The sequence below is a fragment of the Rhodovulum sp. HP10 genome (assembly GCF_047553435.1).
In the GTDB taxonomy this organism is placed as follows: domain Bacteria; phylum Pseudomonadota; class Alphaproteobacteria; order Rhodobacterales; family Rhodobacteraceae; genus Rhodovulum.
In genome coordinates, this window is record NZ_CP180201.1 from 2644303 (window position 1) to 2670318 (window position 26016).

At 65.5% G+C, this 26016-nt stretch carries 31 protein-coding genes; 24 read left to right on the top strand and 7 right to left on the bottom strand.

The window, feature by feature from the left end; genetic code table 11:
• The first annotated feature begins 7 nt into the window (after positions 1–7).
• The 10 genes from rplR (at position 8) to rplQ (ending at position 6804) form a co-directional block, all read left to right on the top strand.
• Positions 8–367: a 50S ribosomal protein L18 gene (gene rplR, locus ACK8CO_RS12390; protein WP_080617550.1), complete on the top strand. Its 360-nt coding sequence runs from the start codon at positions 8–10 to the stop codon at positions 365–367.
• A gap of 11 nt (positions 368–378) precedes the next feature.
• The gene (gene rpsE, locus ACK8CO_RS12395; protein WP_080617549.1) at positions 379–942 is read left to right on the top strand and encodes a 30S ribosomal protein S5; all 564 of its coding nucleotides are present in this window, start codon (positions 379–381) and stop codon (positions 940–942) included.
• A gap of 12 nt (positions 943–954) precedes the next feature.
• Complete coding sequence (gene rpmD, locus ACK8CO_RS12400) at positions 955–1143, top strand: 50S ribosomal protein L30 (RefSeq protein ID WP_080617548.1); 189 nt, start codon at positions 955–957, stop codon at positions 1141–1143.
• A 222-nt stretch (positions 1144–1365) separates the two neighbouring features.
• The gene (gene rplO / locus ACK8CO_RS12405; RefSeq protein WP_080617547.1) at positions 1366–1842 is read left to right on the top strand and encodes a 50S ribosomal protein L15; all 477 of its coding nucleotides are present in this window, start codon (positions 1366–1368) and stop codon (positions 1840–1842) included.
• A gap of 118 nt (positions 1843–1960) precedes the next feature.
• A complete protein-coding gene (gene secY, locus ACK8CO_RS12410) occupies positions 1961–3319 on the top strand; it encodes a preprotein translocase subunit SecY (RefSeq protein WP_080617546.1) in 1359 nt (452 codons plus the stop codon).
• Complete coding sequence (locus ACK8CO_RS12415) at positions 3316–3960, top strand: adenylate kinase (protein ID WP_414896806.1); 645 nt, start codon at positions 3316–3318, stop codon at positions 3958–3960. Before secY ends, ACK8CO_RS12415 begins: the two co-directional genes overlap by 4 nt.
• Positions 3961–4356: 396 nt before the next feature.
• On the top strand, positions 4357–4725 hold the full coding sequence (rpsM, locus tag ACK8CO_RS12420; RefSeq protein WP_080617544.1) for a 30S ribosomal protein S13: 369 nt from the start codon (positions 4357–4359) through the stop codon (positions 4723–4725).
• Between the two features lie 15 nt (positions 4726–4740).
• Complete coding sequence (gene rpsK, locus ACK8CO_RS12425) at positions 4741–5130, top strand: 30S ribosomal protein S11 (protein ID WP_042456782.1); 390 nt, start codon at positions 4741–4743, stop codon at positions 5128–5130.
• Between the two features lie 116 nt (positions 5131–5246).
• Positions 5247–6263 (top strand): DNA-directed RNA polymerase subunit alpha, encoded by a 1017-nt coding sequence (locus ACK8CO_RS12430; RefSeq protein ID WP_080617543.1) that lies wholly within the window; start codon positions 5247–5249, stop codon positions 6261–6263.
• A gap of 121 nt (positions 6264–6384) precedes the next feature.
• Positions 6385–6804 (top strand): 50S ribosomal protein L17, encoded by a 420-nt coding sequence (gene rplQ / locus ACK8CO_RS12435; RefSeq protein ID WP_414896807.1) that lies wholly within the window; start codon positions 6385–6387, stop codon positions 6802–6804.
• 99 nt (positions 6805–6903) lie between these two features.
• Here rplQ and ACK8CO_RS12440 read toward each other — a convergent pair whose 3' ends face one another.
• A complete protein-coding gene (locus ACK8CO_RS12440) occupies positions 6904–7107 on the bottom strand; it encodes a hypothetical protein (protein WP_196774273.1) in 204 nt (67 codons plus the stop codon).
• Positions 7108–7196: 89 nt separating this feature from the next.
• Here ACK8CO_RS12440 and ACK8CO_RS12445 point away from each other — a divergent pair, with 89 nt between their 5' ends.
• The 12 genes from ACK8CO_RS12445 to ACK8CO_RS12500 all read left to right on the top strand — a co-directional run bounded on the left by ACK8CO_RS12445 (position 7197) and on the right by ACK8CO_RS12500 (position 18911).
• On the top strand, positions 7197–7808 hold the full coding sequence (locus ACK8CO_RS12445) for an autoinducer binding domain-containing protein (RefSeq protein ID WP_080617541.1): 612 nt from the start codon (positions 7197–7199) through the stop codon (positions 7806–7808).
• Between the two features lie 55 nt (positions 7809–7863).
• Positions 7864–8454, top strand: a complete 591-nt coding sequence (locus ACK8CO_RS12450; protein WP_080617540.1) for an acyl-homoserine-lactone synthase — start codon at positions 7864–7866, stop codon at positions 8452–8454.
• A 136-nt stretch (positions 8455–8590) separates the two neighbouring features.
• Positions 8591–9979 (top strand): trypsin-like peptidase domain-containing protein, encoded by a 1389-nt coding sequence (locus ACK8CO_RS12455; protein ID WP_414896808.1) that lies wholly within the window; start codon positions 8591–8593, stop codon positions 9977–9979.
• A 23-nt stretch (positions 9980–10002) separates the two neighbouring features.
• Positions 10003–11319 carry a replication-associated recombination protein A gene (locus ACK8CO_RS12460; RefSeq protein ID WP_414896809.1) on the top strand — a complete coding sequence of 439 codons (1317 nt, stop codon included), beginning with the start codon at positions 10003–10005 and terminating at the stop codon, positions 11317–11319.
• Between the two features lie 31 nt (positions 11320–11350).
• Complete coding sequence (crcB, locus tag ACK8CO_RS12465; RefSeq protein WP_080617537.1) at positions 11351–11731, top strand: fluoride efflux transporter CrcB; 381 nt, start codon at positions 11351–11353, stop codon at positions 11729–11731.
• Complete coding sequence (locus ACK8CO_RS12470) at positions 11728–12771, top strand: RluA family pseudouridine synthase (RefSeq protein WP_080617536.1); 1044 nt, start codon at positions 11728–11730, stop codon at positions 12769–12771. The genes crcB and ACK8CO_RS12470 overlap by 4 nt, the downstream gene beginning before the upstream one ends.
• Positions 12768–13439, top strand: a complete 672-nt coding sequence (locus ACK8CO_RS12475) for an HAD-IA family hydrolase (RefSeq protein WP_414896810.1) — start codon at positions 12768–12770, stop codon at positions 13437–13439. Before ACK8CO_RS12470 ends, ACK8CO_RS12475 begins: the two co-directional genes overlap by 4 nt.
• Positions 13436–14152, top strand: a complete 717-nt coding sequence (locus tag ACK8CO_RS12480) for an ATP12 family chaperone protein (protein WP_414896811.1) — start codon at positions 13436–13438, stop codon at positions 14150–14152. The genes ACK8CO_RS12475 and ACK8CO_RS12480 overlap by 4 nt, the downstream gene beginning before the upstream one ends.
• A gap of 222 nt (positions 14153–14374) precedes the next feature.
• The gene (locus ACK8CO_RS12485; RefSeq protein ID WP_414896812.1) at positions 14375–15394 is read left to right on the top strand and encodes an amino acid ABC transporter substrate-binding protein; all 1020 of its coding nucleotides are present in this window, start codon (positions 14375–14377) and stop codon (positions 15392–15394) included.
• A gap of 138 nt (positions 15395–15532) precedes the next feature.
• A complete protein-coding gene (locus tag ACK8CO_RS12490) occupies positions 15533–16789 on the top strand; it encodes an amino acid ABC transporter permease (RefSeq protein ID WP_414896813.1) in 1257 nt (418 codons plus the stop codon).
• A 1-nt stretch (position 16790) separates the two neighbouring features.
• Positions 16791–18107 (top strand): amino acid ABC transporter permease, encoded by a 1317-nt coding sequence (locus ACK8CO_RS12495; protein ID WP_414896814.1) that lies wholly within the window; start codon positions 16791–16793, stop codon positions 18105–18107.
• Positions 18108–18119: 12 nt separating this feature from the next.
• A complete protein-coding gene (locus tag ACK8CO_RS12500) occupies positions 18120–18911 on the top strand; it encodes an amino acid ABC transporter ATP-binding protein (protein WP_414896815.1) in 792 nt (263 codons plus the stop codon).
• A 48-nt stretch (positions 18912–18959) separates the two neighbouring features.
• Here ACK8CO_RS12500 and ACK8CO_RS12505 read toward each other — a convergent pair whose 3' ends face one another.
• On the bottom strand, positions 18960–19409 hold the full coding sequence (locus ACK8CO_RS12505) for a GNAT family N-acetyltransferase (protein WP_080617529.1): 450 nt from the start codon (positions 19407–19409) through the stop codon (positions 18960–18962).
• A 351-nt stretch (positions 19410–19760) separates the two neighbouring features.
• Here ACK8CO_RS12505 and ACK8CO_RS12510 point away from each other — a divergent pair, with 351 nt between their 5' ends.
• Positions 19761–20132 (top strand): 2Fe-2S iron-sulfur cluster-binding protein, encoded by a 372-nt coding sequence (locus ACK8CO_RS12510; protein ID WP_080617528.1) that lies wholly within the window; start codon positions 19761–19763, stop codon positions 20130–20132.
• A gap of 45 nt (positions 20133–20177) precedes the next feature.
• On the opposite strand, the gene ACK8CO_RS12515 is transcribed toward ACK8CO_RS12510, so the two are convergent.
• Together ACK8CO_RS12515 and argB are read right to left on the bottom strand one after the other, a co-directional pair.
• A complete protein-coding gene (locus tag ACK8CO_RS12515) occupies positions 20178–20720 on the bottom strand; it encodes a SixA phosphatase family protein (RefSeq protein ID WP_369822793.1) in 543 nt (180 codons plus the stop codon).
• 39 nt (positions 20721–20759) lie between these two features.
• Positions 20760–21632: an acetylglutamate kinase gene (gene argB / locus ACK8CO_RS12520; RefSeq protein ID WP_231119154.1), complete on the bottom strand. Its 873-nt coding sequence runs from the start codon at positions 21630–21632 to the stop codon at positions 20760–20762.
• A gap of 115 nt (positions 21633–21747) precedes the next feature.
• Between argB and ACK8CO_RS12525 the strand changes: the two genes are divergently transcribed.
• On the top strand, positions 21748–22479 hold the full coding sequence (locus ACK8CO_RS12525) for an SDR family NAD(P)-dependent oxidoreductase (protein WP_080617526.1): 732 nt from the start codon (positions 21748–21750) through the stop codon (positions 22477–22479).
• 66 nt (positions 22480–22545) lie between these two features.
• On the opposite strand, the gene yihA is transcribed toward ACK8CO_RS12525, so the two are convergent.
• The 3 genes from yihA to yidC are packed head-to-tail and all read right to left on the bottom strand — an operon-like array spanning position 22546 to position 25795.
• On the bottom strand, positions 22546–23199 hold the full coding sequence (gene yihA, locus ACK8CO_RS12530; protein WP_414896816.1) for a ribosome biogenesis GTP-binding protein YihA/YsxC: 654 nt from the start codon (positions 23197–23199) through the stop codon (positions 22546–22548).
• Positions 23196–23942 (bottom strand): MOSC domain-containing protein, encoded by a 747-nt coding sequence (locus ACK8CO_RS12535; RefSeq protein WP_414896817.1) that lies wholly within the window; start codon positions 23940–23942, stop codon positions 23196–23198. The genes yihA and ACK8CO_RS12535 overlap by 4 nt, the downstream gene beginning before the upstream one ends.
• The gene (gene yidC / locus ACK8CO_RS12540) at positions 23939–25795 is read right to left on the bottom strand and encodes a membrane protein insertase YidC (RefSeq protein WP_414896818.1); all 1857 of its coding nucleotides are present in this window, start codon (positions 25793–25795) and stop codon (positions 23939–23941) included. The genes ACK8CO_RS12535 and yidC overlap by 4 nt, the downstream gene beginning before the upstream one ends.
• Between the last annotated feature and the right edge of the window lie 221 nt (positions 25796–26016).

The window sequence follows — 26016 nt, forward strand, 5'->3', positions numbered from 1 at the left end:
GCGACAGATGGCAAACAGCAAAAGACACCTGTTCCTGAAACGCCGCCTGCGCGTTCGGAACAAGCTTCGCAAGATGAATGCCGGGCGGCTTCGCCTGTCGGTTCATCGCAGCAACAAGAACATCAGCGTGCAGCTGATCGACGACGTTCAGGGGACCACCCTGGCCGCGGCCTCCACGCTCGAGAAAGAGCTGGGCGTTATCGGCAAGAACAATGTCGAGGCGGCTGCCAAGGTGGGCTCGGTGATCGCCGAGCGTGCCAAGAAAGCCGGTGTCGAAGAGTGCTACTTCGACCGTGGTGGCTTCCTCTTTCACGGCAGTGTAAAGGCTCTGGCCGACGCTGCGCGTGAAGGCGGCCTGAAGTTCTAAGGAGACGAGATATGGCAGAACGTGAGCACCGCCGGGACCGCCGCGACCGCGACGAAACCCCGGAATTCGCCGATCGTCTCGTGGCGATCAACCGGGTGTCCAAGACCGTGAAAGGGGGCAAGCGCTTCGGCTTTGCCGCTCTCGTGGTCGTGGGCGACCAGAAGGGCCGTGTCGGCTTCGGCAAGGGCAAGGCCAAGGAAGTGCCGGAAGCGATCCGCAAGGCGACCGAGCAGGCCAAGCGCAGCCTGATGCGCGTGCCGCTGCGGGAAGGCCGCACCCTGCACCATGATATCGAGGGCCGCCATGGCGCGGGCCGCGTGGTGATGCGTACCGCCCCGCAAGGGACCGGGATCATCGCCGGTGGTCCGATGCGTGCCGTGTTCGAGATGCTGGGCGTGCAGGACGTGGTCGCCAAGTCGATCGGGTCGCAGAACCCCTACAACATGATCCGCGCGACGCTGGACGGGCTTGCCCGCGAAAGCTCGCCGCGTCAGGTTGCGCAACGCCGTGGCAAGAAGGTCGCTGAAATCCTGAAGAAGGATGATGCGCCGGTTGCCGAAGCGGCTGAAGCGTAAGGAGATCCGAGCATGGCCAAGACCATCGTCGTCAAGCAGATCGGTTCTCCGATCCGCCGCCCCGACATCCAGCGCCGGACCCTGATCGGTCTGGGGCTGAACAAGATGCACAAGACCCGGGAACTGGAAGACACCCCCGCGATCCGCGGCATGGTCGCCAAGATCCGGCACCTGGTCGAGATCATCGAAGAGCGCGGCTGAACGCCCGCTTGCAGATCAGAAAGGCGCTCCGGAGATCCGGGGCGCCTTTTTCGTTTCCGTCCTGCGGCACGAGGGCCGGGCAGGGGGGCTTGCGAATCCCTTGCTTCCAATGGGCGCGGCGTCTATACGCCACCGGTGGCCCTCTAGGGCTGCCTCAACAGTCAAGAAACGCCGTGGCCGCCCAACTCGCTTCGGGGGCGCGTCCGGCCAAGGAGAAGCGACATGAAACTTCATGAACTGCGCGACAATGACGGCGCCGCCAAGAAAGCCAAACGGGTCGGCCGTGGCCCGGGCTCGGGCAAGGGCAAGACCGCCGGTCGCGGTATCAAGGGTCAGAAATCCCGTTCGGGTGTGGCGATCAACGGGTATGAAGGCGGCCAGATGCCGCTCTACCAACGTCTGCCCAAGCGCGGCTTTAACAAACCGAACCGCAAGGCCTATGCGGTGGTGAACCTGGGCCTGATCCAGAAATTCGTCGAAGCGGGCAAACTCGACGCCTCGGCTGCGATCACCGAAGATGCGCTGGTTGCTTCGGGCCTGGTGCGCCGCAAGCTCGACGGCGTCCGCGTGCTGGCGAAAGGCGAGGTGACCTCGAAGCTTTCGATCGAAGTCACCGGCGCGTCGAAGGCCGCGATCGAGGCGGTCGAGAAGGCCGGCGGCTCGCTCAAGGTCGCGACCGTCGCGGCCGAGGCCGCGTAAGGCTTCGAATTAAGGGATTGTGGGCGGCGTCCGCGCCGCTTAAATCTCCCATAGTTTTCCAATGCGCCGCCGGAGCCGGAAGACGGCCCGGCGGCGCTGTCCTTGAAAGAGGCTCAGCATGGCATCAGCAGCAGAGCAAATGGCGGCGAACATGAGCTGGGGGGCCTTCGGTAAGGCCTCCGAGCTGCGCCAGAGGATCCTGTTCACCCTGGGGCTTCTGATCGTCTACCGGCTTGGCACCTACATCCCCGTTCCCGGCATTGACGGGGCGGCGCTTCGCGACTTCATGGAGCGCGCCTCGACCGGTCTTGGCGGCATCCTCTCGATGTTCACCGGCGGCGCGCTGGGACGGATGGGGATCTTCGCTCTGGGGATCATGCCCTATATCTCGGCCTCGATCATCGTCCAGCTTCTGGCGGCGATGGTCCCCCAGCTCGAGGCGCTCAAGAAAGAGGGCGAACAGGGCCGCAAGAAGATCAACCAGTATACCCGCTATGGCACCGTCCTGCTTGCGGCGTTCCAGGCCTACGGTCTGGCGGTCAGCCTCGAGGCGGGCAGCCTTGCGACCGATCCGGGCTGGTTCTTCCGTGCCTCGACCGTGATCACCATTGTCGGCGGCACCATGTTCCTGATGTGGCTGGGCGAGCAGATCACTGCCCGCGGCGTCGGCAACGGCATCTCGCTGATCATCTTCGTCGGCATCATTGCCCAGGCGCCTGCGGCACTGGCCCAGTTCCTGAGCCAGGGCCGGTCGGGCGTGATCCATCCCGGCGTCATCGTCGGCGTGCTGATCATGGTGGTCGCGGTGATTGCCTTCGTGGTGTTCATGGAGCGGGCGCTGCGCAAGATCCATATCCAGTATCCGCGGCGTCAGGTCGGCATGAAGATGTATGACGGCGGGTCGAGCCACCTGCCTGTCAAGGTCAACCCGGCGGGCGTGATCCCGGCGATCTTCGCCTCGTCGCTACTGCTCTTGCCGACGACGATCTCGACCTTCTCGGGCAGTCAGACCGGGCCGGTGATGTCGTTGATCCTGGCCTATTTCGGCCCGGGTCAGCCGCTTTACCTGTTGTTCTTCTCGGCCATGATCGTGTTCTTCACGTATTTCTACACGTTCAACGTCGCCTTCAAGACCGAGGATGTGGCAGACAACCTGAAGAACCAGAACGGCTTCATTCCGGGCATCCGGCCCGGCAAACGGACCCAGGACTATCTCGATTACGTGGTCAACCGGGTGCTTGTGCTGGGCTCGGCCTATCTGGCGCTCGTCTGTCTTCTGCCCGAGATCCTGCGCTCGCAGCTTTCCATTCCGTTCTATTTCGGCGGCACCTCCGTCCTGATCGTGGTCTCTGTCACGATGGACACGATCCAACAGGTCCAGTCCCATCTGCTGGCGCATCAGTACGAGGGGATGATCGAGAAATCGCAACTTCGGCGTAAGCGCAAGAACGCAAGAAAAGGGACAGCTCGCAGATGAATATCATCCTTCTGGGCCCCCCCGGAGCCGGTAAGGGCACGCAGGCCCGCCGGCTCGTGGAGGAACGGGGCATGACCCAGCTTTCCACCGGCGACATGCTGCGCGAGGCGCGCAGCTCCGGAACCGAGATGGGAAGGAAGGTGGCCGAGGTCATGGATCGCGGCGAACTGGTGACCGACGAGATCGTTATCGGACTGATTGCCGAGAAGCTTGCGGAAGAGGCCGGCGGCGGCTTCATCTTCGACGGGTTTCCCCGGACGCTGGCCCAGGCCGATGCGCTGGGGGCTCTGCTCGAACGGATGGGGCAGAAGCTGGACGCCGTGATCGAGATGCGGGTCGATGACGAGGCCCTGGTGGCACGGATTACCGCGCGCTCGACCTGCGGCAATTGCGGCGAGGTCTATAACGACCTGACCAAGCCGATCCCGGCCGATGGCAAATGCACCAAATGCGGCGGCACCGAGTTCAAGCGTCGGGCCGATGACAATGAAGACAGCCTGCGCCAGCGGCTGATGGAATATTACAAGAAGACCTCTCCCTTGATCGGCTATTACTACGCCAAGGGCGATCTGACCGGCGTCAACGGCCTGGGCGAGATCGACGAGGTTTCGGGCGCCATCAAGTCCGTTCTCGACGCCTGACCTTCCGGCCGGACGGGATGCCGTCCGGCCCGCGCCGCTGTCGGATCCGCGCTCTCGCAGATGCCGGGCCGCTCCATCGGCCCGGAAAACGTCCCTGTCCCGCGCCTTGCCGGATCCGGACGCTCAGCGCCTCTGCCGGGCTTCTTCGGCCGGATGTTGTCGCGAATGGGCGACAACATCCGTGACGCCGATCTTGACACGGTATTAATCCCCTTGACGGAGTGCCGGAATCGCCCTACGCACGGCCTCTCGAATGAGAATCGACCAATTGCCGCAGGGGTGAAGCTGACCCTGCCCGGCGGTCATTCAAGGCGGCCCGGAGGCGACAGGCTTTCGGGCCATAGTTGTGAAAAAAGGTTCTGGAGCGACGGAACCGCAACGAAAGGAAGATAGCGCGTGGCACGTATTGCTGGCGTCAACATCCCCACCGGAAAACGGGTGCCCATCGCCCTGACCTACATCCATGGCATCGGGCAGTCCACTGCCGAGGCGATCTGCGAGGCCGTGGGCATCGAAAAGAGCCGCCGGGTCAATGAGCTTTCGGATGCCGAAGTGCTGTCGATCCGCGAGCATATCGACGCGAACCTGACTGTCGAGGGCGACCTGCGCCGCGAGATTCAGATGAACATCAAGCGCCTGATGGACCTTGGCTGCTATCGCGGCCTGCGTCACCGCCGCAACCTGCCGGTTCGTGGCCAGCGCACGCATACCAACGCCCGCACCCGCAAGGGTCCGGCGAAACCCATCGCCGGCAAGAAGAAATAAGGGAGGGCTCGATATATGGCACGCGATAAAACCCGGGTCCGCCGCAAGGAACGCAAGAACATCGCCGCTGGCGTGGCGCATGTGAACTCGTCCTTCAACAACACCAAGATCCTGATCTCGGACGTGCAGGGCAACGCCATTTCCTGGTCGTCCGCCGGCACGATGGGCTTCAAGGGGTCGCGCAAGTCGACGCCTTATGCCGCCCAGATGGCCGCCGAGGATGCCGGCCGCAAGGCTCAGGAACATGGCGTCAAGACCCTTGAAGTCGAAGTTCAGGGCCCCGGCTCCGGTCGTGAAAGCGCGCTGCGTGCGCTGGCGGCTGTCGGCTTCAACATCACGTCCATCCGCGACGTGACCCCGATCGCGCATAACGGCTGCCGTCCGCCGAAGCGCCGCCGGGTCTGATCCCGCATCTTTTGCTCGGGCTGCGCGGTCGTCGCGTGGCCCGAGCCTGTCTTCATTGACCTCGGGCGTCTGCTGCTTCTGGACATGGGCTGCGGGCAGGAATTGAGGAGACACGCATGATCCACAAGAACTGGCAGGAACTCATCAAGCCGACCCAGCTCGAGATCAAGCCCGGCAACGATCCGGCGCGGGAGGCGACGGTCGTCGCCGAGCCGCTGGAACGGGGCTTCGGTCTGACCCTCGGGAACGCCTTGCGCCGGGTGCTGATGAGCTCGCTGCAGGGCGCGGCCATCACCTCCGTGCAGATCGACAACGTGCTGCATGAGTTCTCTTCGGTGGCGGGGGTCCGCGAGGACGTGACCGACATCGTGCTGAACCTCAAGGGCGTCGCGCTGCGGATGGATGTCGAGGGCCCGAAGCGGCTGTCGATCTCGGCCAAGGGGCCGGCCGTGGTCACCGCGGGCGAGATCTCGGAAAGCGCAGGCATCGAGGTTCTGAACCGCGACCATGTGATCTGCCACCTCGACGATGGCGCCGATCTGTTCATGGAACTGACCGTCAATACCGGCAAGGGCTATGTCGCCGCTGACAAGAACCGGCCCGAGGACGCCCCGATCGGTCTCATTCCGATCGATGCGATCTATTCGCCGGTCAAGAAGGTGGCCTATGACGTCCAGCCGACCCGCGAGGGCCAAGTGCTGGATTATGACAAGCTGACCCTGAAGATCGAGACCGACGGGTCGGTTGCGCCTGACGATGCCGTGGCCTTTGCCGCGCGTATTCTGCAGGATCAGCTGTCGATCTTCGTCAACTTCGACGAGCCGGAATCGGCCAGCCGCGAGGCGGATGATGACGGGCTCGAGTTCAACCCGCTTCTGCTGAAGAAGGTGGACGAGCTCGAGCTGTCGGTGCGGTCGGCCAACTGCCTGAAGAACGACAACATTGTCTATATCGGCGACCTGATCCAGAAGACCGAGGCCGAGATGCTGCGGACCCCGAACTTCGGCCGCAAGTCGCTGAACGAGATCAAGGAAGTGCTTTCCGGCATGGGTCTTCACCTCGGCATGGATGTCGAGGAATGGCCGCCGGAGAACATCGAGGAACTGGCCAAGAAATTCGAGGACCAGTTCTGAGACCACGGATCGGGGCCGGGCGGAATGTCGTCCGGTCCCTGCGACCCCGGGCAATTCCGCCCCAAGGAGAGCGGCCCATAACGCAGGGCTGCCGGACAAAGTAAAACCAAGGAGTTGAAAAATGCGTCACGCCCGCGGCTACCGCCGTCTGAACCGTACCCACGAACACCGCAAGGCGCTGTTCGCCAACATGGCCGGCTCGCTGATCGAGCATGAGCAGATCAAGACCACCCTGCCCAAGGCCAAGGAGCTCAAGCGCATCGCCGACAAGCTGATCACGCTTGGCAAGCGCGGCGATCTGCATGCCCGTCGTCAGGCCGCCTCGCGCCTGAAACAGGACGCCCATGTGGCGAAACTGTTCGATGTGCTGGGCCCGCGCTACGCCGAACGTCAGGGCGGCTATGTCCGCGTGCTGAAGGCCGGCTTCCGCTATGGCGACATGGCACCGATGGCCATCGTCGAATTCGTTGACCGCGATGCCGATGCGAAAGGGGCCGCCGACCGCGCGCGTCTCGAAGCCGAAGAGGCTGCCGAAGACTGAGACGACTGCTCGGTTCGGCAAGAAATCAGGGGTCCCGCCGGTAGGCAGGACCCCTTTTTCTACTTCGCCACCCCTGGTCTTGAAGGTCTTCTGAAAGCCTCAGCCCGCGCGCAGACGCCCAAGAGGGCTGATCCGGGGCCGGGCCAGATGCTCGTTCTCTATCACATTGCATATGTCGTCGAGCAGCGACCTGATCTGGTCGTCTGCCAGACTTGCCGAACCCGCATATTCCAGCACCTCGCGTCTGAGCGAGCTGGGCAGGCGCATGACACGATTAAATAAAATCGGGTGTATCGCCTGCACTGGACACTCCGTCATACTCTTAAAACTACGTCACATTACCTTTTCCAATTTAAGGTTGACGGGGTCTCAGGCAACTTGTCTAAAAAGTCATGTTCGAAAAGTCGATCTTCGACCGGGAGTTACGGATCCTCGATGCGCTGGCGCCTCAGGGGTACAATATCGGCTTGCATATCCGCTTTACCTCGCCGCTGATCGCGTTCCAGACCTACGCCCCCGAATGGCTGGCCCATTACACCGAACACGGCTACCTCCTGCGTGACCCCTCGGTCGCCTGGGGCTTTTCCACCACGGGCGCGACACGGTGGAGCAATGACAGGATTCCCGACCCTTTCGGCATCTTCCTCAATGCTGCGCGGTTCGGTCTCAAATACGGCGTAACGATCTCCTGGGGCCCCATTACCTCCAGGACCATCGCGAGTGTGGCAAGAGCAGATCGGGAATATGAGGACGCCGAGATCGCCCAGATCGAAGCCCTCGTGCGTCGTCTTCACGACATGACCGAGCCACCCGAAGAACTGACCAAGGCTCAGATCGATGCGCTGAAATGCATTGCGGACGGCGATCGCCACGCAGCTGCTGCCTGCAAGCTGGGGATCTCGGAAAGTGCGCTCAAGGCCAGGCTCTCCTCTGCCCGTCAGAGGCTGATGGCGCGCACCACGGCCGAAGCGATTCAGCGCGCAAAGGACTACAGGCTGCTGTGACGGCAGTCGCCCTCCGCACGGTTTTTACCCACCACCAAACCTGCAGGAGGCACTTATGCAGACCACGACTCTGTCTTTCGAGAACATCCACAATCACGGCGAGCTTTTCGCCAACATGCTTCGTGCGCGCAAAGATCTTTTCATCGAGCGCAACAAATGGGACCTGCCCGAAGCGATGGGGATGGAATATGACCAGTACGACACCCCGGCCAGCCGCTGGGTGGTCGTGCATGACGAGCTGGGGCAGGTCCTCGCCGGCAACCGGCTGACCCCGACCACGGCGCGCTGCGGCATCTATTCCTACATGATCCGCGACGCCCAGAAAGGGCTTCTGGACACGATCCCCTCGGAGCTTCTCTATGACGAGGCGCCGGTGGCGGATACGGTCTGGGAAAGCTCGCGCGGCTTCGTCACCCAGAAGGTCCCGCTGCATCAGCGCCGGCCGATCTATTTCAACCTGGTCCAGGAACTGGCGCGCGCCGCACGTAGTCTGGGCGCCAGCCAGTGTCTGGCCCTGCTGAATGCCAACTGGCCGCTCTGGAACAAGCGGGTCGGGATCGACATGACCGCGATGGGGCCGGTGATGGAGATAGACGGGATCCGGAACCAGGTGATTTCCATGAACTTCGCCACGAACCTGCACTAGACTGTCAGGACCGGCGAGGGGGCGGGGCGCGCGGGGGTAACCGGCGCGCCCCGCCCGCGCTTGCATGGACCCGCCGTTGAACTCGGGCGCGTGCGGCCGCATATGATCGGCCATGCCGCCGATCCGGAGCGTTCCGATGCCACGTCCTGCCGTTCTTCTTTGCCTTCTTCTGATCGCCGGGCCGCTTGCGGCCGAAAACCGTCTTCCCGAAAGCCGGGCCGAGATCCAGCTGAGTTTTTCGCCCGTGGTGCGCGAGGCCGCGCCGGCGGTCGTCAACGTCTTCACCAGCCGGGTGGTCGCCGACCGGCCGACGCCCTTCGCGGCCGACCCGTTCTTTTCCGACCTCTTCCGCAATTTCGGCCGGGCCCAACCCAGGGTCGAGAATGCCCTGGGGTCGGGGGTGATCGTGTCTTCCGACGGGATGGTGGTGTCGAATTACCACGTCGTGGGCCGTGCCGATCAGATCCGGGTGGTGCTGGCCGACCGGCGCGAATTCGAGGCCGAGGTGCTGCTGGCCGACGAGGAGTCCGACCTGGCAGTGCTGCGTCTCGAGGGGGCCAGCGATCTGCCTTTCCTGCCGCTGCGCGATTCCGACGAGATCGCGGTCGGCGATCTGGTGCTGGCCATCGGCAACCCGTTCGGGATCGGCCAGACCGTCAGTTCGGGCATCGTGTCGGGGCTGGCGCGCTCGGGCCTGTCGATCGGGGGCGGGCGGGGCTATTTCATCCAGACCGATGCGGCGATCAATCCCGGCAATTCCGGCGGGGCACTGGTCGACATGGCCGGACGGCTCGTTGGCATCAATACCGCGATCCTGTCGCGCTCGGGCGGCTCGAACGGGATCGGCTTCGCCATTCCGGCCAATCTGGTCTCGCGTTTCATCGAGCAGGCCGAAGCCGGGGCGCGGCGGTTCCAGCGGCCCTGGGCGGGGCTTTCGGGCCAGCCGGTCGATGCGGCGCTGGCCGAGGCGCTGGGGATGGACAGTCCGCGGGGCGTGGTGCTGAGCGCGCTGCATCCCGAAAGCCCGTTCCGGGCCGCCGGGCTCGGGGTCGGTGACGTCGTCCTGGCGCTGGGAGGCGATCCGGTCAACACCCCGCAGGAAATGCTGTTCCGCCTCTCGTCCGAGGGGATCGGCCGACAGATCGAGGTCAGCTACCTTCATCGCGGCGAGGCGCGCCCGCAGGTCGCTTCGGTCGATCTGGTGGCGCCGCCGGAAACGCCGCCGCGCGATCCGTTGACGATCCGCAGCCAAAGCGTTCTGGCCGGGCTCTCGGTGGTGAACCTGAACCCGGCCGTTCTTCAGGAAAAGGGGCTTGCGGCCGGGCTGAGCGGCGTGCTTGTCACCGATCCGGGCGCGATCGGCGGTCGGGGCGGGCTTGCTTCGGGCGATATCCTGCTGCAGATCAATGAGCGTGAGATCCGCTCGACCGCGGATGTGGCGGCGGCCGCGCGCGCGGGGGGGCGCCGCTGGTATGTCGAATATCTGCGCAATGGCCGCCGCGGCGTCTTGCGCTTTCGTGTCTGAGCGCTCTGGCATAGGCTGCCCCGATGACTGATCTTTTCGACCGGACCCCGTCTGCCGCTTCCGACCGCTCCGGGCCGCGCCCGCTGGCCGACCGGCTGCGCCCGAGGCGGCTGGCCGAGGTGATCGGGCAGGAGCATGTCCTGGGCCCGGAGGGGCCCCTTGGCGTGATGCTGGCGGCCGGCACGCTCTCCTCCCTGATCTTCTGGGGCCCGCCGGGCGTCGGCAAGACCACCATCGCGCGGCTTCTGGCCGACGAGACCGATCTGGCCTTCGTGCAGATCAGCGCGATCTTCTCGGGTGTGGCGGAACTCAAGAAGGTGTTCGAGGCCGCAAGGCTGCGCCATGCCAATGGGCAGGGTACGCTTTTGTTCGTCGACGAGATCCACCGCTTCAACAAGGCCCAGCAGGACGGCTTCCTGCCGCATATGGAGGATGGCACCATCCTGCTGGTCGGCGCGACCACCGAAAACCCCAGCTTCGAGCTGAACGCGGCCCTTCTGTCGCGGTCGCAGGTGCTGGTGCTGGAACGGCTCGACCCCGCGCATCTGGAGCTTCTGGCACAGCGCGCCGAGCACGAGATCGGCCGCCCGCTGCCCCTGACCGGCGAGGCGCGGGACGATCTGATCGCCATGGCCGATGGCGACGGGCGGGCGCTTCTGAACCTGATCGAGCAGCTCATGGCCTGGAAGGTGACGGGGCCGCTGGCGCCCGCCGATCTGGCCCGGCGGCTGCAGAAGCGCGCGGCGCAATATGACAAGAGCGGCGACGGCCATTACAACCTGATCTCGGCGCTGCACAAATCGGTCCGGGGCTCGGACCCGGATGCGGCGCTGTACTGGCTGACGCGGATGCTGGAAGGCGGCGAGGACCCGCGCTTTCTGGCGCGCCGGATCGTGCGCATGAGCGTCGAGGATATCGGGCTTGCCGATCCGCAGGCCCAGACCGTCTGTCTTGACGCCTGGTCGGTCTATGAACGGCTGGGGTCGCCCGAGGGCGAACTGGCGCTGGCGCAGGCGGTGATCTATCTGGCGCTCGCGCCGAAATCGAATGCGGGCTACAGCGCCTACAAGGCCGCGCGGCAGGCGGCGCAGAAGACCGGATCGGAGCCCCCGCCCAGGCATATCCTGAACGCGCCGACCCGGCTGATGAAGGAACAGGGCTTCGGCGCGGGCTATCAGTACGATCACGATGCCGAGGACGCCTTCTCGGGGCAGAACTACTTTCCCGAAAGCATGAAGCGGGGCGTCTACTACACGCCCGTCGAGCGCGGTTTCGAGCGCGAGCTGAAACGGCGGCTGGACTATTTCTCAAAGCTGCGCGAGCGGCGGCAGGACGGTTGACAAGCCCGCCCGGCGGGGCGATGGGAGGCCCATGACTGGCGCGACACTCCTGCAAGTGGCCCTCGGGGGCGCAATCGGCTCCGTGGGCCGGTATCTTTCCGGTGTGGCGGCCACGTCGCTCTTGGGGCGCGGCTTTCCCTGGGGCACGATCTTCGTCAATGTTCTGGGCTCGTTCCTGATGGGTGTGCTGATCGTGGTTCTGGCCAAGAAGGGCGGCACGCCCTTCGCGCCGTTCTTCCAGATCGGTCTTCTGGGCGGCTTCACCACCTTCTCGTCCTTCTCGCTCGATGCGATGACGCTGTTCGAACGCGGTCAGGCCGAGCTGGCGATCGCCTACGTGGCGGGCTCGCTGATCCTGTCCCTGAGCGCCATCGCGCTCGCCTTTTGGTTGATGCGGAGCCTTCTGACATGAGTGGCGTTCAAACCCTGACAGTCGCGCGCGGCGATGGCGACCAGCGGCTCGACCGCTGGTTCCGGCGGCAGTTTCCCCATGTCTCGCAGGGGCGGATCGAGAAGCTGTGCCGCAAGGGCGAGATCCGGGTCGATGGCGGCCGGGCCAAGCCCGCCACACGGTTGGAAGAGGGCCAGCAGGTGCGGGTGCCGCCGCTGCCCGAGCCGGGTCAGATAGAGGCCGCGCCCAAGCCCAAGGTCTCCGAGGCCGATGCCGAGATGATCCGCAGCTGCGTGATCTTCCGCGACGCCCATATCATCGCGCTGAACAAGCCGCCGGGGCTGCCGGTGCAGGGCGGCAGCGGCCAGGCGCGCCATGTCGACGGCATGGGCGAGGCGCTGCGCTTCGGTTATGACGAAAACCCGCGCCTGGTGCACCGGCTCGACCGCGACACGTCGGGTGTGCTGATCCTCGCGCGGACCCGTGCCGTTGCCAAGGACCTGACCTCTGCCTTCCGTGCCCGCGAGACCCGCAAGATCTACTGGGCCGTGGTGGCGGGCGTGCCGCATCCGCGGATGGGCACGATCCGCTTCGGGCTGGTCAAGGCGCCCGGCCATGGCAGCAAGGGCGAGGGCGAGAAGATGCTCTGCATCCACCCCGCCAAGGTCGATCAGACCGAGGGCGCCAAGCGCGCCACCTCGGATTACGCGGTGCTCTCGGCGCTGGGAACGCGGGCCAGCTGGTGTGCGCTGGTGCCGGTCACGGGCCGCACCCATCAGCTGCGCGCGCATATGGCCGAGATCGGGCATCCCATTGTCGGCGACGGCAAATATGGCGGTTCGGGGCAGGAGAACCTGGGCGAGGGCTGGGGCGCGCAGCTGGGCGGCGAGATCAGCCGCAAGCTGCATCTGCATGCCCGCCACCTGTCGCTGACCCATCCGGTGACCGGTGCGCATCTCAGGCTGACCGCGCCGCTGCCGCCGCATATGAAACGCACCTGGGAGATGCTCGGCTGGTCCGAGTCCGATGTCCCGCTTGACCCGTTCGAGGAGCTGGAATGACCGCCCGCCGCCTTGCGATCTTCGATGTCGACGGCACCCTTGTCGACAGTCAGGCCCATATCGCGGGCGCGATGGAAGCGGCCTTCGCGGCCGAGGGTCTGGCCGTGCCGCCTCATGCCGAGGTGCTGGGCGTCGTCGGCCTGTCTCTGCCGCTGGCGATCGAGGCGCTGGCGCCGGGGCTCGGGCCCGACCGGCGTGGCCGCATGGTCGAGGCCTACCGGCAGTCCTTCTTCTCGCTCAGGGTGGGGCAGTCGGCCTCGCCGCTCTTTCCCGGCGCGGCCGCGGCGCTCGACGCGCTTCTGGCGGTCGACGGGATGGAACTGGGCATCGCCACCGGCAAGTCGCGGCGCGGGCTCGACGCGATTCTCGCGTCGCATGGGCTGGCGGGTCATTTCGCGACCCGGCAGGTCTCGGACGACCATCCCTCGAAGCCGCATCCCTCGATGGTGCTGGCCGCTCTGGCCGAGACCGGCGTCGCGCCCGACCGGGCGGTGATGATCGGCGATACCGAATTCGACATGGAGATGGGCCGCGCCGCCGGCGTGCGCACCCTGGCCGTGGCCTGGGGGTATCACCGGGCAGACCGGCTGGGTGCGGCCGATGCGGTGGTCGAGCGCTTCGCCGATCTGCCCCGGGCGGTGCTGGCGCTGGTGGGAGAGACGGCATGAGCGAATGGGCGCTGAAACGGTTCTGGACCGAGACGGGCGTGACCCCGGCCGAGGCAGGCTTTGCCATCCTGCTTGACGGGCGTCCGGTGAAAACCCCCGCCAAGCGCCCGCTTGCGGTGCCGACCCGCGCCATGGCCGAGGCCGTGGCGGCCGAATGGGATGCGCAGGAAGATCAGGTTGCGCCGCTGAGCATGCCGGTCACCCGGGCGGCCAATGCCGCCATCGACAAGGTCATGGAACAGCAGGCCGAAGTGGCCGAACTCATTGCCGCCTATGGGGAAAGCGACCTGATTTGCCATCGCGCCGAGAGCCCTGCGGAACTGGTCAGCCGCCAGGCCGAGGGCTGGGACCCGCTGCTGGCCTGGGCCGCCGCCACGCTGGGGGCGCCGCTGGAACCCACCCGGGGCGTGATCCCCCGGCCGCAGCCCGCCGAAAGCCTCACGCGGCTGCGGACCCGCGTCGCCGGGTTCGACGCTTTCGAGCTGACCGCGCTTCATGATCTGGTCGGGCTGTCGGGCTCGCTGGTGATCGGGCTTGCCGCGGCCGAGGGGATCGAGGCGCCCGAACGGCTCTGGGAGCTGTCGCGGATCGACGAGACCTGGCAGCAGGAGCAATGGGGCATCGATGCCGAGGCCGCCGAGGTCGCGGCGGCGCGGCGGCGCGACTTCCTGCAGGCGCGCCGTTTCCTCGATCTTGCGCGCGCATCGCTCTGATGCCCTCGCTTTGCGCCGCCCCGCGTAAATCGTGAGCAGGCGGCGACGTTTCTATCCCAATGGTTGTGCGATGCGCACGGCATCTCCTGTGCACTTGACCTGACGGCGGTATTTTGCCCAGACTTGAGGCGCTGAGGGGATTGGGGTCTCTCATTGCCATGCCCCTGCGTGCCGGGGGACCGATAAGCCGTATGAACGGACCGATATTCAGAAGAGGTGAAAATGAAGAAATCCGTTATTCTCGGCGCGCTGACCGTGGCCGCCTGCGCCGCGGCGGCGGCGGGCGCGGCTACGCTCGATGATGTCAAGGCGCGCGGCAAGCTCAACTGCGGGACCAATACCGGCCTTGTCGGTTTTGCGGCGCCCGATGCGAATGGCGACTGGCAGGGCTTCGACGTGGCGGTCTGTCGCGCCGTTGCTGCCGCCGTGCTGGGGGATTCCTCGGCCGTCGAATTCGTTCCCACGACCGGCAAGACCCGGTTCACCGCCCTGGCCTCGGGCGAAATCGACATATTGGCGCGCAACACCACCTGGACCTTCTCGCGCGATGTCGACCTCAAATTCACCTTCGTGGGCGTCAATTATTACGACGGCCAGGGCTTCATGGTGCCGAAGGCGCTAGGCGTCAGCTCGGCCAAGGAACTCGACGGCGTCACCGTCTGCATCCAGACCGGGACCACGACAGAGCTGAACCTCGCGGATTTCTTCCGCGTCAACAACATCTCCTACGAGCCGGTTCCTATCGAGACCAACGAACAGGCCCAGCAGCAATATCTGGCCGGGGCCTGTGACGTCTACACCACCGATGCCTCGGGTCTGGCCGCGACGCGCGCCACCTTCGAGGATCCCTCGGCGCATGTGGTCCTGCCCGAGATCATCTCGAAAGAGCCGCTGGGCCCGCTGGTGCGCCATGGCGATGACGAATGGGCCGATATCGTCCGCTGGACTCTGAACGCGCTGATCGCCGCCGAGGAATATGGCGTGACCTCGGCCAATATCGACGAACTGACCGCGACGGTCACTGCCAATCCCGAGATCAACCGTCTGCTCGGCACCGAGGGTGCCCTGGGCGAGATGCTCGGCCTGCCGGCTGACTGGGCGGTCAAGGCGATCAAGGCCGGGGGCAATTACGGCGAACTTTTCGAGAAATATATCGGTCAGAACACCCCGATCGGGCTCGCGCGGGGGCTGAACGCGCAATGGACCGATGGCGGGCTGATGTACGCGCCGCCGTTCCGGTAAGGCAGTTTCGAGGGGCGCGGGACATTCCGCGCCCTTTGCGCATCTGGGAAAGGAAAGACTGGGATCCCGGAGGGGCGCGGCCGTGTCGGTCGGCGCATGGTCCCGCTGTGCCGGGAGGGAGCGACAGGGAGCGCCCGCATGAGCAGCTATCCGGAGGTACCGCGCGAGGCGTTCCGTCTGCGCATGCTGATCTTCGATACCCGCTACAGGTCGCTGACGATTCAGATCGTCACGCTGGCTGGTTTCCTGCTGCTGGTGAGCTGGATGATCAGCAACACCGTGCAGAACCTCGCCGAGCTCGGCAAGCCGATCCGGTTCGACTTCCTCTGGAACGAGGCGCAATATGACATCAACCAGACGCTGATCGCCTATAGCAGCCGCGACACCCATCTCAGGGCCGCCATCGTCGGGCTTCTGAACACGCTGCTGGTGGCCTTTCTCGGCTGCGCGCTGGCCAGCGCGATGGGGGTGGTGATCGGGGTGCTGCGGCTGTCGCGCAACTGGCTCGTGGCGCGGCTGATGACGGTCTATGTCGAGATCTTCCGCAACGTGCCGGTCCTGCTCTGGATCCTGTTCTTCATGGCGATCCTGATCGAGACCCTGCCGCCGCCCAATGCCTTTCGCGGTGCGGATGCCACGGCCTCGATGCTGCTGGGCGACAGCGTGGCGTTGACCAATCGCGGCTTCTACATCCCCGAGCCGCTGTTCTTGCGCAGCCTGGGCGATCTGTCTGTCTTCGGGGCCTTCGGGATCAGCCTGGATCTGCTCGCGGTCCTCGCGGTCCTGGCGGCCGGGCTCTGGGTCTCGGCGCGGATCCGGGCGCGGGCCGAGCGGATCCAGAACCGGACCGGGCTGAGACCCACGACCTGGTATCTGCGTCTTGGCGTGATCGTGCTGCCGCTTTCGGTCCTGCTGGCAGGGCTGGGCTTTCATCTGGGTTATCCCGAACTGAGAGGCTTCAACTTCCGCGGCGGGATCTACATGCGCAATTCGCTGATCGCGCTCTGGCTTGCGCTCAGCTTCTATACGGCCGCCTTCATCGCCGAGATCGTCCGGGGGGGCATCCTCGCGATCTCGAAGGGCCAGACCGAGGCCGCGGCGGCGCTGGGTCTCCGGCCGAACCGGATCATGTCGCTGGTGATCCTGCCGCAGGCGCTCAGGGTCATCATCCCGCCGCTGATCTCGCAATACCTGAACCTGACCAAGAACTCGTCGCTGGCGATCGCGGTGGGCTACATGGACATCACCGGAACGCTGGGCGGCATCACCATGGGCCAGACCGGGCGCGAGTTGGAATGCGTGCTGCTGATGATGGGGTTCTATCTGGCGATCTCGCTCGCGATCTCGACGGCAATGAACTGGTACGATGCCAGGGTCCGGCTGGTGGAGCGGTGAGGTGAGCGACACCCATTCCCACAGCGCGGCCTTCGCCCGGGGCAGGCTGCTTCCGCCGGAGCCGCCGCCCGCGCGTTCGGTGGGGCCTGTCGGATGGCTGCGCCAGAACCTGTTCTCATCCTGGTTGAACGCGGCGCTGACGCTGTTGTCGCTGGCGCTGCTGACATGGCTTCTGGCCGCGGTCCTGCCCTGGATCGTCCAGTCCAGCTGGACCGCCAGTTCGCTGTCCGAATGCCGCGCGCAGATCAGGGCGGCCTTCGGCCCCGAGGCCAGCGGCGCCTGCTGGGCGGTGATCCGTGAACGCTGGGCGCAACTGGTCTTCGGCTTCTACCCGTCCGAGATCTACTGGCGTCCGGTCCTGGCCTTCGGCATCGCGCTGGGCGGGATGGCGCCGGTACTGTTTCCCGGCGTTCCGCGCAGGGCGCTGTATCTGTCAGTGGCGGCGCCCTTCCTCGTGCCCTGGTTGCTCTGGGGCGGGACGGTCTGGCTGCCGGTCGCGGTGGCGCTGGGCTTTGCCCTCGGCTATGTCGCCTACCGGATCGTCGATGCGGTGGCGGGCACGCTTCCCGGCACGATCGCGGCCGCGCTGGTGCCGGTCCTGTGGTGGCTCTGGCTGGCAGGCCCGGCCGCCGGGCAGCTGCAGGCGGTTCTGCCGCTGGGGATCGAGCCTGTCTCCAGCCGTGATTTCGGCGGCTTCATGCTGTCGATCACCATCGGCGTGACGGCGATCACGTTGTCTCTGCCTTTCGGCATCCTGCTGGCGCTGGGCCGGCAATCGCGGATGTTCATCGTCAAGTCGCTTTGCGTCGGCGTCATCGAGTTCGTCCGTGGCGTGCCGCTGATCACGCTGCTTTTCGTGGCCTGGCTTCTGCTCAACTATTTCATGCCGCCGGATACCAATTTCGACATCGTCCTGCGCGTCATCATCATGGTCACGCTGTTCGCCTCGGCCTATGTCGCCGAGGTGATCCGGGGCGGGCTCGCGGCGCTGCCACGGGGCCAGTACGAGGCGGCCGATGCGCTCGGGCTCGACTACTGGAAGGCGCAGCGGCTGATCGTCATGCCGCAGGCGCTGAAGATCTCGATACCCGGGATCGTCTCGACCTTCATCGGCGTCTTCAAGGATACCACGCTGGTCTCGATCATCGGCCTGCTCGATCCGGTCGGCTTCTCGAACTCGATCCGGGCCGATGTCAACTGGAACGGCATCGTCTGGGAGCTTTACGGCTTCATCGCGGCGCTGTTCTTCGTCTTCTGTTTCTCCATGTCCCGCTACTCGATGTATCTGGAGCGCAGGCTCCGGACCGAGCGCCGCTGAGGAGGTCCCGCCATGTCTGACCCCATGTCCGGCCCCATCACCGACCCGTCCCGACCGTCCCCGTCGGATGAGATCGCCATCGATATCGTCGGCATGAACAAGTGGTACGGGGCCTTTCACGTGCTGCGCGACATCAACCTGACGATCTGCAAGGGCGAGCGCATCGTTGTCTGCGGCCCCTCGGGCTCTGGCAAGTCGACCCTGATCCGCTGCATCAACCGGCTCGAGGAACACCAGGCGGGCAGGATCGTGGTCGAGGGGATCGAACTGACCAATGACCTCAAGCATATCGATCAGGTCCGCTCCGAGGTCGGGATGGTGTTTCAGCATTTCAACCTCTTCCCGCATCTGACGATCCTGGAAAACTGTACGCTGGCGCCGATCTGGGTGCGCAAGGTGCCGAAAAGGGAGGCGGTGGAGACCGCCATGTCCTATCTCGAAAAGGTCCGCATCCCCGAACAGGCCAATAAATATCCGGGCCAGTTGTCGGGCGGCCAGCAGCAGCGGGTCGCCATCGCGCGCGCGCTCTGCATGCGGCCGAACATCATGCTGTTCGACGAACCGACCTCGGCGCTCGATCCCGAGATGATCAAGGAGGTGCTCGACACCATGATCGCGCTTGCCGAAGAGGGCATGACGATGATCTGCGTCACCCATGAGATGGGCTTTGCCCGGCAGGTGGCGAACCGGGTGATCTTCATGGATCAGGGGCAGATCGTCGAGCAGAACGCGCCCGAGGCCTTCTTCAACACCCCGCAATCGGATCGCACCAGGCTGTTTCTCAGCCAGATCCTGGGTCACTGAGCCGAAGGGCCGCGACGGCGCGGGAGAATGTCCTCCCGCGCCGCCCGTTCAGGCCTCCCGCCGCAGCCGCAGCGTTTCGAAGGGCAGCCCCTCATCGTCCTGCGGCCGGCGCGAAACCTCGGTAAAGCCGAGCCCGCGATAGAAGGCGCAGGCGCGGGGATTGGCGCTGTAGACCTCGAGCTCCAGCGTGCCCTTCAGCCCGGCCGCATGGGCGACGAGCCTGCGCCCTATGCCCCGGCCCTGCCGGTCGGGGGCCACGAAAAGACCGCCGATAAACGCCCCCAGAAGGCCGATGAAGCCCAGGGGACGGTCCTGCATACAGGCCAGCCAGAGCTCTGAGCCGGGCAGGTATTGCGTTTCGATCAGCCTTCGCTGGGCGCGCAGCCTGTCCTCGCCGAGAAAGCCATGAGCCTCGCGCGAGGCGGCGTACCAGATCTCCGAAAGCCGGGCATGATCGCCCGGCCGCGGCGCGCGGATGAGGATGTCGGATTGTGTCATCTGTAAGTCCGAAAGTTGGATATGCGTTTTGAGCGGGCCCGGTTGCCGGGCGCCGGGGCGAACCGCGTCCTGCGGTGTCACGACTGATCGCTACGCATATCTCTCCTTCTTCCATCAGGGCTCAGAATGGCCCCTGCGCCGCGCGGGTGCAAGCCCTGTCCCGAGCTGTCGGCTTTGCGCGACGGACCTGTCGTCTTCCGGACATGCCACAAGGGAATGACGCGGTTTCAATGCTCTGGTCGTGGCATGGAACCTGCTTCCTGCGGGGTGGAGACGTGCGACCGGTTCGAACCGACATCCCCCCTCCGTCCGTTCGCAGGACGGAGGGCCCAAGCCAAGGACGGATACGACATGGCGATCATCACCTTTACCTCTCCGCAGATGCACAAGGACAAGAAGGTCTATGGCGTGGCGGGCGACACCCGGACGATCCTCGCGCTGGCCGAGGATAACAGGATCCCGATCCCCTTCGATTGCCGCGACGGGAATTGCGGCTCCTGCCTGATCGAGGTCAGCTATGACAATCCCGCCGACAAGAAGGCGATCATGCTGACCGACAAGGAAAAGCAGAAGCTGAAGGAGCTGGGCAAGCTGACCGGGCAGGAAATCGAGGATGCCGAGGTGCGGGACATGCCGCCGCGCTATCGTCTGGCCTGCCAGTTCATCGCTCGCGACGAGGATGTCACCGTCAGCTTCAGCGGCACGCCGGGGGGCGCCGACTGATCCTGCCTGTCACGGCCGCGGCGGCGTCCTGCCGTCGCCGCGGGATCAGCCGTCAAGCTGCTTGGGCGTGATGAAATCGACCAGCCGGCCGGTTCCGAACTCGACCTCTGTCCAGTCGCCCAGCTCGAATTCCGCGACCAGCGTGGCGCAGGTGGGAAAGCTTGCAAAGCGTGGCAGCTCGGGCGGGGCATCCAGCAGGCGAGCCGCGAATTCCGCGATGCCGGGATTGTGGCCCAGCATCAGCACCGGCGAGGCCGCGCAATTGTTCAGTGTCTCCAGCATCCGCTCGGCCGGTGCCTGATAAAGCGCGGGATCGCGGCGCATGACGGTGGATTCGCCCAGCAGGGGTGCCATCCGGTCCCAGGTTTCCAGCGTGCGGCAGGAGGTGGAGCTGACCACTTCGGCCGGCACATGGCCGCGCCCGGCCAGCCAGCGGCCGATCTTCGGCGCCGCCTCGCGACCGCGCGCATTGAGCGGACGGTCATGGTCGTCCTCGCTCGGGTCGTCCCAGCTCGATTTCGCATGTCGGACGAGGATCAGGCGCAAACTCATCGGCAGGCGGCTTTGCTTGTCGCGGGTCGGGGGCATCCTGTCACAGCCTGTCGCTTCCGGCCAGCGGGTTCGGCGTCAGGGACGCGGCGCTCGGATCAGGGACCCCGCCCCGTGATCGGTGAAAAGCTCCAGAAGGCAGGCATTGGGTGCACGACCGTCGAGGATGACCACCGCGCGCACGCCCCCCTCGATCGCCGACAAAGCGGTTTCGGTCTTCGGGATCATGCCGCCCGCGATCACGCCCGAGGCGGTCATCTCGCGGATATTGTCGGGGCTCAGCTCGGTCACGACGCGGCCCGAGGCATCCTTGACGCCGGCGACATCGGTCAGCAGCAGCAGCCGGTCGGCCTTCAGCGCCGCGGCGATGGCGCCCGCGGCGGTGTCGCCGTTGATGTTGAATGTCTCGCCAGCGCGCCCGGCGCCGAGCGGCGCCACGACCGGGATCATTCCCGCGGCAAAGAGCTGGTGCAGCACCTCGGGATTCACCTCGGCAGGCGCCCCGACAAAGCCGAGCGCCGGATCGGCCTGGTCGCAGACGATCAGCCCCGCATCCTTGCCCGAGAGCCCGACCGCCTTGCCGCCCTGATCGTTGATGGCCTGGGTGATGCGCTTGTTGACCCGTCCCGAGAGCACCATCTCGACCACCTCGACGGTGGCGGCATCGGTCACCCGCTTGCCCTTGACGAAGTCCGACACGACGCCGAGCCGCGCCAGCATCTCGTTGATCATCGGCCCGCCGCCATGGACGATCACCGGGTTCACGCCGACCTGCCGCATCAGCACCACGTCGCGGGCGAAGCTCTCCATCTCGGCATCGTTGCCCATGGCATGGCCGCCGAACTTTATGACGACGATGGCGCCGGTATAGCGCTGAAGATAGGGCAGCGCCTCGGACAATGTCCGGGCGGTGGCGATCCAGTCGCGATTCATGGCCGTCTGTCTTCTCATGCTGCGGGTCCGTTTGGTGAACTTCTGTTAGCGCCTGCGCGTCCGCAGGCCAAGGGTGATTGTCTTTTGGCATGTCGGGCTTACGTTGATCACGCCGCAGAACGGGAAAGGTGCGATGGAACAGAAGGTAATGTTGCTGACCGGGGCAAGCCGGGGCATCGGGCATGCGACGGTCAAGCGCTTTTCGGCCGAAGGCTGGCGGGTTCTGACCTGTTCGCGCCAGCCCTTCGACTCGCGCTGCCCCTGGCCCGGCGGTGCCGAGAACCATATCCAGATCGACCTGGCCGACCCGGCCATGACCAAGCGCGCCATCGAGGTCGTGCGCGGCAAGCTGACCGGGGGCAAGCTGCATGCACTGGTCAACAATGCCGGGATCTCGCCCAAGACCGAGGAGGGCGGGCGGCTCAACACGCTTGAAACCGACATGCGGACCTGGGGCATGGTCTTCAACGTGAACTTCTTCGCCTCGATCGTGCTGGCGCGCGGGCTGCAGGACGAGCTGGCCGCCGCAAAGGGGGCCATCGTCAACGTGACCTCGATCGCGGGCAGCCGCGTGCATCCTTTCGCAGGCGCGGCCTATGCGACGTCCAAGGCCGCTCTGGCGGCGCTGACCCGCGAGATGGCGCATGATTTCGGCCCCCTGGGCGTCCGGGTGAACGCCATCGCGCCCGGCGAGGTCGAAACCTCGATCCTCAGCCCAGGCACCGAGAAGATCGTCGAGGGCCTGCCGCTGCGCCGTCTGGGTCAGCCCGAGGAAGTGGCGAGCGTCATCCATTTCCTCTGTTCGGAAGAGGCCAGCTACGTCACCGGGACCGAGATCGAGGTGAATGCCGGCCAGCACGTCTGAGCCGGCCGCAAGGCGGGCATGACAAGACGGGCATAAACAGGATGGGCCATGAAACCGGCCGGGACCCTAGGCGATGCCCTCGATGATCGCGCGCAGGGTCGCGATCCCGTCGCCCTTTTCGGATGAGGTCAGCACGATCTCGGGGAAGGCGGCCGGGTGGCGCGCCAGCGCGGCCCGGACCTGGGTCAGAACCTTGTCGCGCTCGGCGGCCTTCACCTTGTCGGCCTTGGTCAGCACCGTCTGGAACGTCACGGCCGCCCTGTCGAGCAGCTTCATGATCTCCTCGTCGACCGGTTTCACCCCGTGGCGCGCGTCGATCAGCACGAAGGCCCGGCGCAGGGTCTGCCGCCCGGCCAGATAGGCCTTGAGCAGGCGCTGCCATTTCTCGACCACCTTCAGCGGCGCCTCGGCATAGCCATAGCCCGGAAGGTCGACGAGGTAATGGCTCTCGCCCAGCGTGAAATAGTTGATCTCCTGCGTCCGGCCGGGCGTGTTCGAGGCCCGCGCCAGCCCCTTGCGTCCGGTCAGCGCGTTGATCAGGCTCGACTTGCCGACATTCGAGCGCCCGGCAAAGCACAGCTCGGGCCGGTCGGCGGGCGGCAGCCCGTCCATCGCGACCACGCCCTTGAGGAACTCGACGGGCCCTGCGAAGAGCTTGCGCCCGCGTTCGGCGGCCTCGGCATCGGGTTCGGGCGTCAGGGGGAAGGGAAGGGGGGTCATAGCGCCTCCACAGCGTCGCCAAGGGCCACGCGACCGCCCTCGATCACCTCGGCATAGACGCCGAATTGCTTGTGCCCCCAGCCGGCCTGCAGCGCGCCCAGCGTGTCGGCGTCGCGTTCGCCGGTTTCGGGGTTGGCGGCCGTCGCCATGCAGCGGGTGATGCGCTCGCGCATCTCGATTACCGCCCGGCCCAGCCGGATCTTCCGTCCGATCCAGTCGAACTCGGCGAAGGGGGCGAGCCCCTCGATCCAGAAATTGCCGCGAAAGCGCAGCGGCGACAGGCTCTGGCCGAGTTTTCCAGACAGCGCCTCGAGCGAGGCGAGCCCCAGCAGGCTGACCGAGGGAAAGGCGCTGTCGGTCATGCCGCGCCCGGGCACCCGGACGATCCGGGTCGAGGCCGCGCGGTCTGCGGGCATCAGGGGGCGGACCCAGTCGATCAGGGCCGAGCCCTCGCTGTCGGGAGAGAATGTCAGATCCGGCCGGTCGGGATGGGTCAGGGTGATCTGCCCCGCCGCATCGTTCAGCCGCGCGCCGATGGCCATCAGCTGCGGCGCCTTCGCCCCGCGCGAGAAATTCGCGCAGGGCGCCCAGCCGGTTCCATCCGCCCGCGACGCCTCATGCGCCACGGCCCAGGTGCGGTCCCAGGGCAGGGTCCGGCCGGCCTCGAGCTCCACCGCCTCCAGCGCCTCGGCGCCGTGGCCCTTGATCGGGTGGCGATAGATCTGGGCCAGCCGTGCCGTCATTTGTGCTCCGGTTCCGGCTTCTTCTTGCGGAAGCTCGACCTGATATTGCCCAGCACGTCGGGGTGATAGCCGTGGATGCGCATGATCGCATATTGCTGGATGAAGGTGATCGTGTTGTTGCAGATCCAGTACAGCACCAGCCCGCTGGCAAAGTTGCCCAGCATGAACATGAACACCCAGGGCAGCCAGGCGAAGACCATGGCCTGCGTCGGATCGGTGGGCGTCGGGTTCAGCTTCTGCTGCAGCCACATCGAGATCCCCAGCAGGATCGGCAGCACGCCGAGCGACAGGATCGCGAAGAAAGAGCCCGGTTCCGGCGGCGCGTAGGGCAGCAGGCCGAACAGGTTCAGGATCGAGGACGGATCGGGCGCCGAGAGGTCATGGATCCAGCCGATCCAGGGCGCGTGGCGCAGCTCGATGGTGACGAAGATCACCTTGTAGAGCGAGAAGAAGATCGGGATCTGCACGAAGAGCGGCAGACAGCCCGCGGCCGGGTTGACCTTCTCTTTCTTGTAGAGCGCCATCATCTCCTGCTGCAGCTTCTGGCGGTCGTCGCCGCAGCGCTCCTTCAGCTCCTCCATCTTGGGCTGAAGTTCCTTCATCTTGGCCATCGAGCTGTAGGACTTGTAGGCCAGCGGCAGCACGATCGCCTTGATGATGACGGTCAGAAGGATGATCGACCAGCCCATCGAGCCCGGCACGCCAAGGCCGGACATCGCCCCGTTCAGCCAGTGCAGCACGCGGAAGATGGGTTTCGTGAAGAAGAAGAACCAGCCCCAGTCGATCGAGTCGATGAAGCGGAAGATGCCGTCATCCTTCTGGTAATGGTGGATCGTCTCCCATTCCTTGGCGCCGGCAAACAGCATGGTCGAGGTGCCTTCGGTAGCACCGGCAGCGACGGTCACGACCGGCAGCCGCGCCTCGACCTGGTAGATGTCGGGGCCCTGGACATATTTGGCGACCGAAGTGAAGGGCTGACCGGGTTCCGGGATCAGCGTGGTCATCCAGTACTTGTCGGTAAAGCCGATCCAGCCGTTCTCCTGAACGTCGGTGACCTCGGCATTGGCCCGCTCGCGCTCGACATAATCCATGTCGGGCATCTTCTTGTACTTGATCTCTTCCAGCTCGTCGTCGGTCTGCCGGACGACACCCTCGTGCAGGATGTAGAACCGGCTGCCCTCGGGCTGGCCATGGCGGGCGACGATGCCATAGGGGGCAAGGCGCACGGCCTCGCCGGTGGCGTTCTCGACGCTCTGCTCGACGGTGAACATGTAGTTCTCGTCGATGCTGATGGTGCGGTGGAAGGTCAGGCCCTTGCCATTGTCCCAGTGCATCGAGACCGGGGTTCCGACGGTCAGCGCGTCATTGCCGTCAAGCGTCCAGAGCGTGTTGGCACCGGGCACGTCCTCATAGCCGAGGCTGCCTGCGGGCGCCCAGCCGTAAAGCGCGTAATAGGGGCGCTCGGTCCCGACCGGTTCCAGCAGCGACACCAGCGGCGAGTCCGGATCGAGCGTCTCGTGATAGCCTTTCAGCGACAGCCGGTCGATGCGGCCGCCCAGCAGCGAGATCGAGCCGGTCAGGCGGGGCGTCTCGATCGAGAGCCGGGGCGCCTCGGCGGCCAGCGAGGGCGCGGCGGTTTCGGGTGTACTGGTCGCGCCGCTGCCCGGCAGCGCCGGGGGGGCGACGGCCAGGTCGGGCGTGGTCGCACCGCTGCCGGTCTGCTCCGTCGTCGTGACGGCGTCCTGTTCGGTGACCGGCGCCTGCTGTTCCGGCGGGAACAGCAGGAACCATCCGAGGATCACCAGGAAGCTGAGCGCCGTTGCGAGTATGAGATTCTTGTTCTGATCGTCCATGGCAGACCGCCACCCCGTCCTTTGAAAGGTGTGGCTGCTTCAACAGATTGAGGCCGGTGAGGTCAAGTCGTTTTGCCGACGCACGGAGTTTGGGGGCAGTGCCCGCCTTTGGCATCTGCCCGCATTCGCCCCCGCCGGTCGCCCCTTGCGGACGTCCCGAGGGGGTATTTTGACCAAGAAGAAGTCATATCGCTGCTTCTTCTTGGAAAAATACCCGATTT

What these genes read in the sequence shown, in the direction of transcription:
- rplR (WP_080617550.1), top strand. Translation starts at nt 8, where the DNA reads ATGGCAAACAGCAAAAGACACCTGTTCCTGAAACGCCGCCTGCGCGTT.
- rpsE (WP_080617549.1), top strand. Translation starts at nt 379, where the DNA reads ATGGCAGAACGTGAGCACCGCCGGGACCGCCGCGACCGCGACGAAACC.
- rpmD (WP_080617548.1), top strand. Translation starts at nt 955, where the DNA reads ATGGCCAAGACCATCGTCGTCAAGCAGATCGGTTCTCCGATCCGCCGC.
- rplO (WP_080617547.1), top strand. Translation starts at nt 1,366, where the DNA reads ATGAAACTTCATGAACTGCGCGACAATGACGGCGCCGCCAAGAAAGCC.
- secY (WP_080617546.1), top strand. Translation starts at nt 1,961, where the DNA reads ATGGCATCAGCAGCAGAGCAAATGGCGGCGAACATGAGCTGGGGGGCC.
- ACK8CO_RS12415 (WP_414896806.1), top strand. Translation starts at nt 3,316, where the DNA reads ATGAATATCATCCTTCTGGGCCCCCCCGGAGCCGGTAAGGGCACGCAG.
- rpsK (WP_042456782.1), top strand. Translation starts at nt 4,741, where the DNA reads ATGGCACGCGATAAAACCCGGGTCCGCCGCAAGGAACGCAAGAACATC.
- ACK8CO_RS12430 (WP_080617543.1), top strand. Translation starts at nt 5,247, where the DNA reads ATGATCCACAAGAACTGGCAGGAACTCATCAAGCCGACCCAGCTCGAG.
- rplQ (WP_414896807.1), top strand. Translation starts at nt 6,385, where the DNA reads ATGCGTCACGCCCGCGGCTACCGCCGTCTGAACCGTACCCACGAACAC.
- ACK8CO_RS12445 (WP_080617541.1), top strand. Translation starts at nt 7,197, where the DNA reads ATGTTCGAAAAGTCGATCTTCGACCGGGAGTTACGGATCCTCGATGCG.
- ACK8CO_RS12450 (WP_080617540.1), top strand. Translation starts at nt 7,864, where the DNA reads ATGCAGACCACGACTCTGTCTTTCGAGAACATCCACAATCACGGCGAG.
- ACK8CO_RS12455 (WP_414896808.1), top strand. Translation starts at nt 8,591, where the DNA reads ATGCCACGTCCTGCCGTTCTTCTTTGCCTTCTTCTGATCGCCGGGCCG.
- ACK8CO_RS12460 (WP_414896809.1), top strand. Translation starts at nt 10,003, where the DNA reads ATGACTGATCTTTTCGACCGGACCCCGTCTGCCGCTTCCGACCGCTCC.
- crcB (WP_080617537.1), top strand. Translation starts at nt 11,351, where the DNA reads ATGACTGGCGCGACACTCCTGCAAGTGGCCCTCGGGGGCGCAATCGGC.
- ACK8CO_RS12470 (WP_080617536.1), top strand. Translation starts at nt 11,728, where the DNA reads ATGAGTGGCGTTCAAACCCTGACAGTCGCGCGCGGCGATGGCGACCAG.
- ACK8CO_RS12475 (WP_414896810.1), top strand. Translation starts at nt 12,768, where the DNA reads ATGACCGCCCGCCGCCTTGCGATCTTCGATGTCGACGGCACCCTTGTC.
- ACK8CO_RS12480 (WP_414896811.1), top strand. Translation starts at nt 13,436, where the DNA reads ATGAGCGAATGGGCGCTGAAACGGTTCTGGACCGAGACGGGCGTGACC.
- ACK8CO_RS12485 (WP_414896812.1), top strand. Translation starts at nt 14,375, where the DNA reads ATGAAGAAATCCGTTATTCTCGGCGCGCTGACCGTGGCCGCCTGCGCC.
- ACK8CO_RS12490 (WP_414896813.1), top strand. Translation starts at nt 15,533, where the DNA reads ATGAGCAGCTATCCGGAGGTACCGCGCGAGGCGTTCCGTCTGCGCATG.
- ACK8CO_RS12500 (WP_414896815.1), top strand. Translation starts at nt 18,120, where the DNA reads ATGTCTGACCCCATGTCCGGCCCCATCACCGACCCGTCCCGACCGTCC.
- ACK8CO_RS12505 (WP_080617529.1), bottom strand. Translation starts at nt 19,409, where the DNA reads ATGACACAATCCGACATCCTCATCCGCGCGCCGCGGCCGGGCGATCAT.
- ACK8CO_RS12510 (WP_080617528.1), top strand. Translation starts at nt 19,761, where the DNA reads ATGGCGATCATCACCTTTACCTCTCCGCAGATGCACAAGGACAAGAAG.
- ACK8CO_RS12515 (WP_369822793.1), bottom strand. Translation starts at nt 20,720, where the DNA reads ATGCCCCCGACCCGCGACAAGCAAAGCCGCCTGCCGATGAGTTTGCGC.
- argB (WP_231119154.1), bottom strand. Translation starts at nt 21,632, where the DNA reads ATGAGAAGACAGACGGCCATGAATCGCGACTGGATCGCCACCGCCCGG.
- ACK8CO_RS12525 (WP_080617526.1), top strand. Translation starts at nt 21,748, where the DNA reads ATGGAACAGAAGGTAATGTTGCTGACCGGGGCAAGCCGGGGCATCGGG.
- yihA (WP_414896816.1), bottom strand. Translation starts at nt 23,199, where the DNA reads ATGACCCCCCTTCCCTTCCCCCTGACGCCCGAACCCGATGCCGAGGCC.
- ACK8CO_RS12535 (WP_414896817.1), bottom strand. Translation starts at nt 23,942, where the DNA reads ATGACGGCACGGCTGGCCCAGATCTATCGCCACCCGATCAAGGGCCAC.
- yidC (WP_414896818.1), bottom strand. Translation starts at nt 25,795, where the DNA reads ATGGACGATCAGAACAAGAATCTCATACTCGCAACGGCGCTCAGCTTC.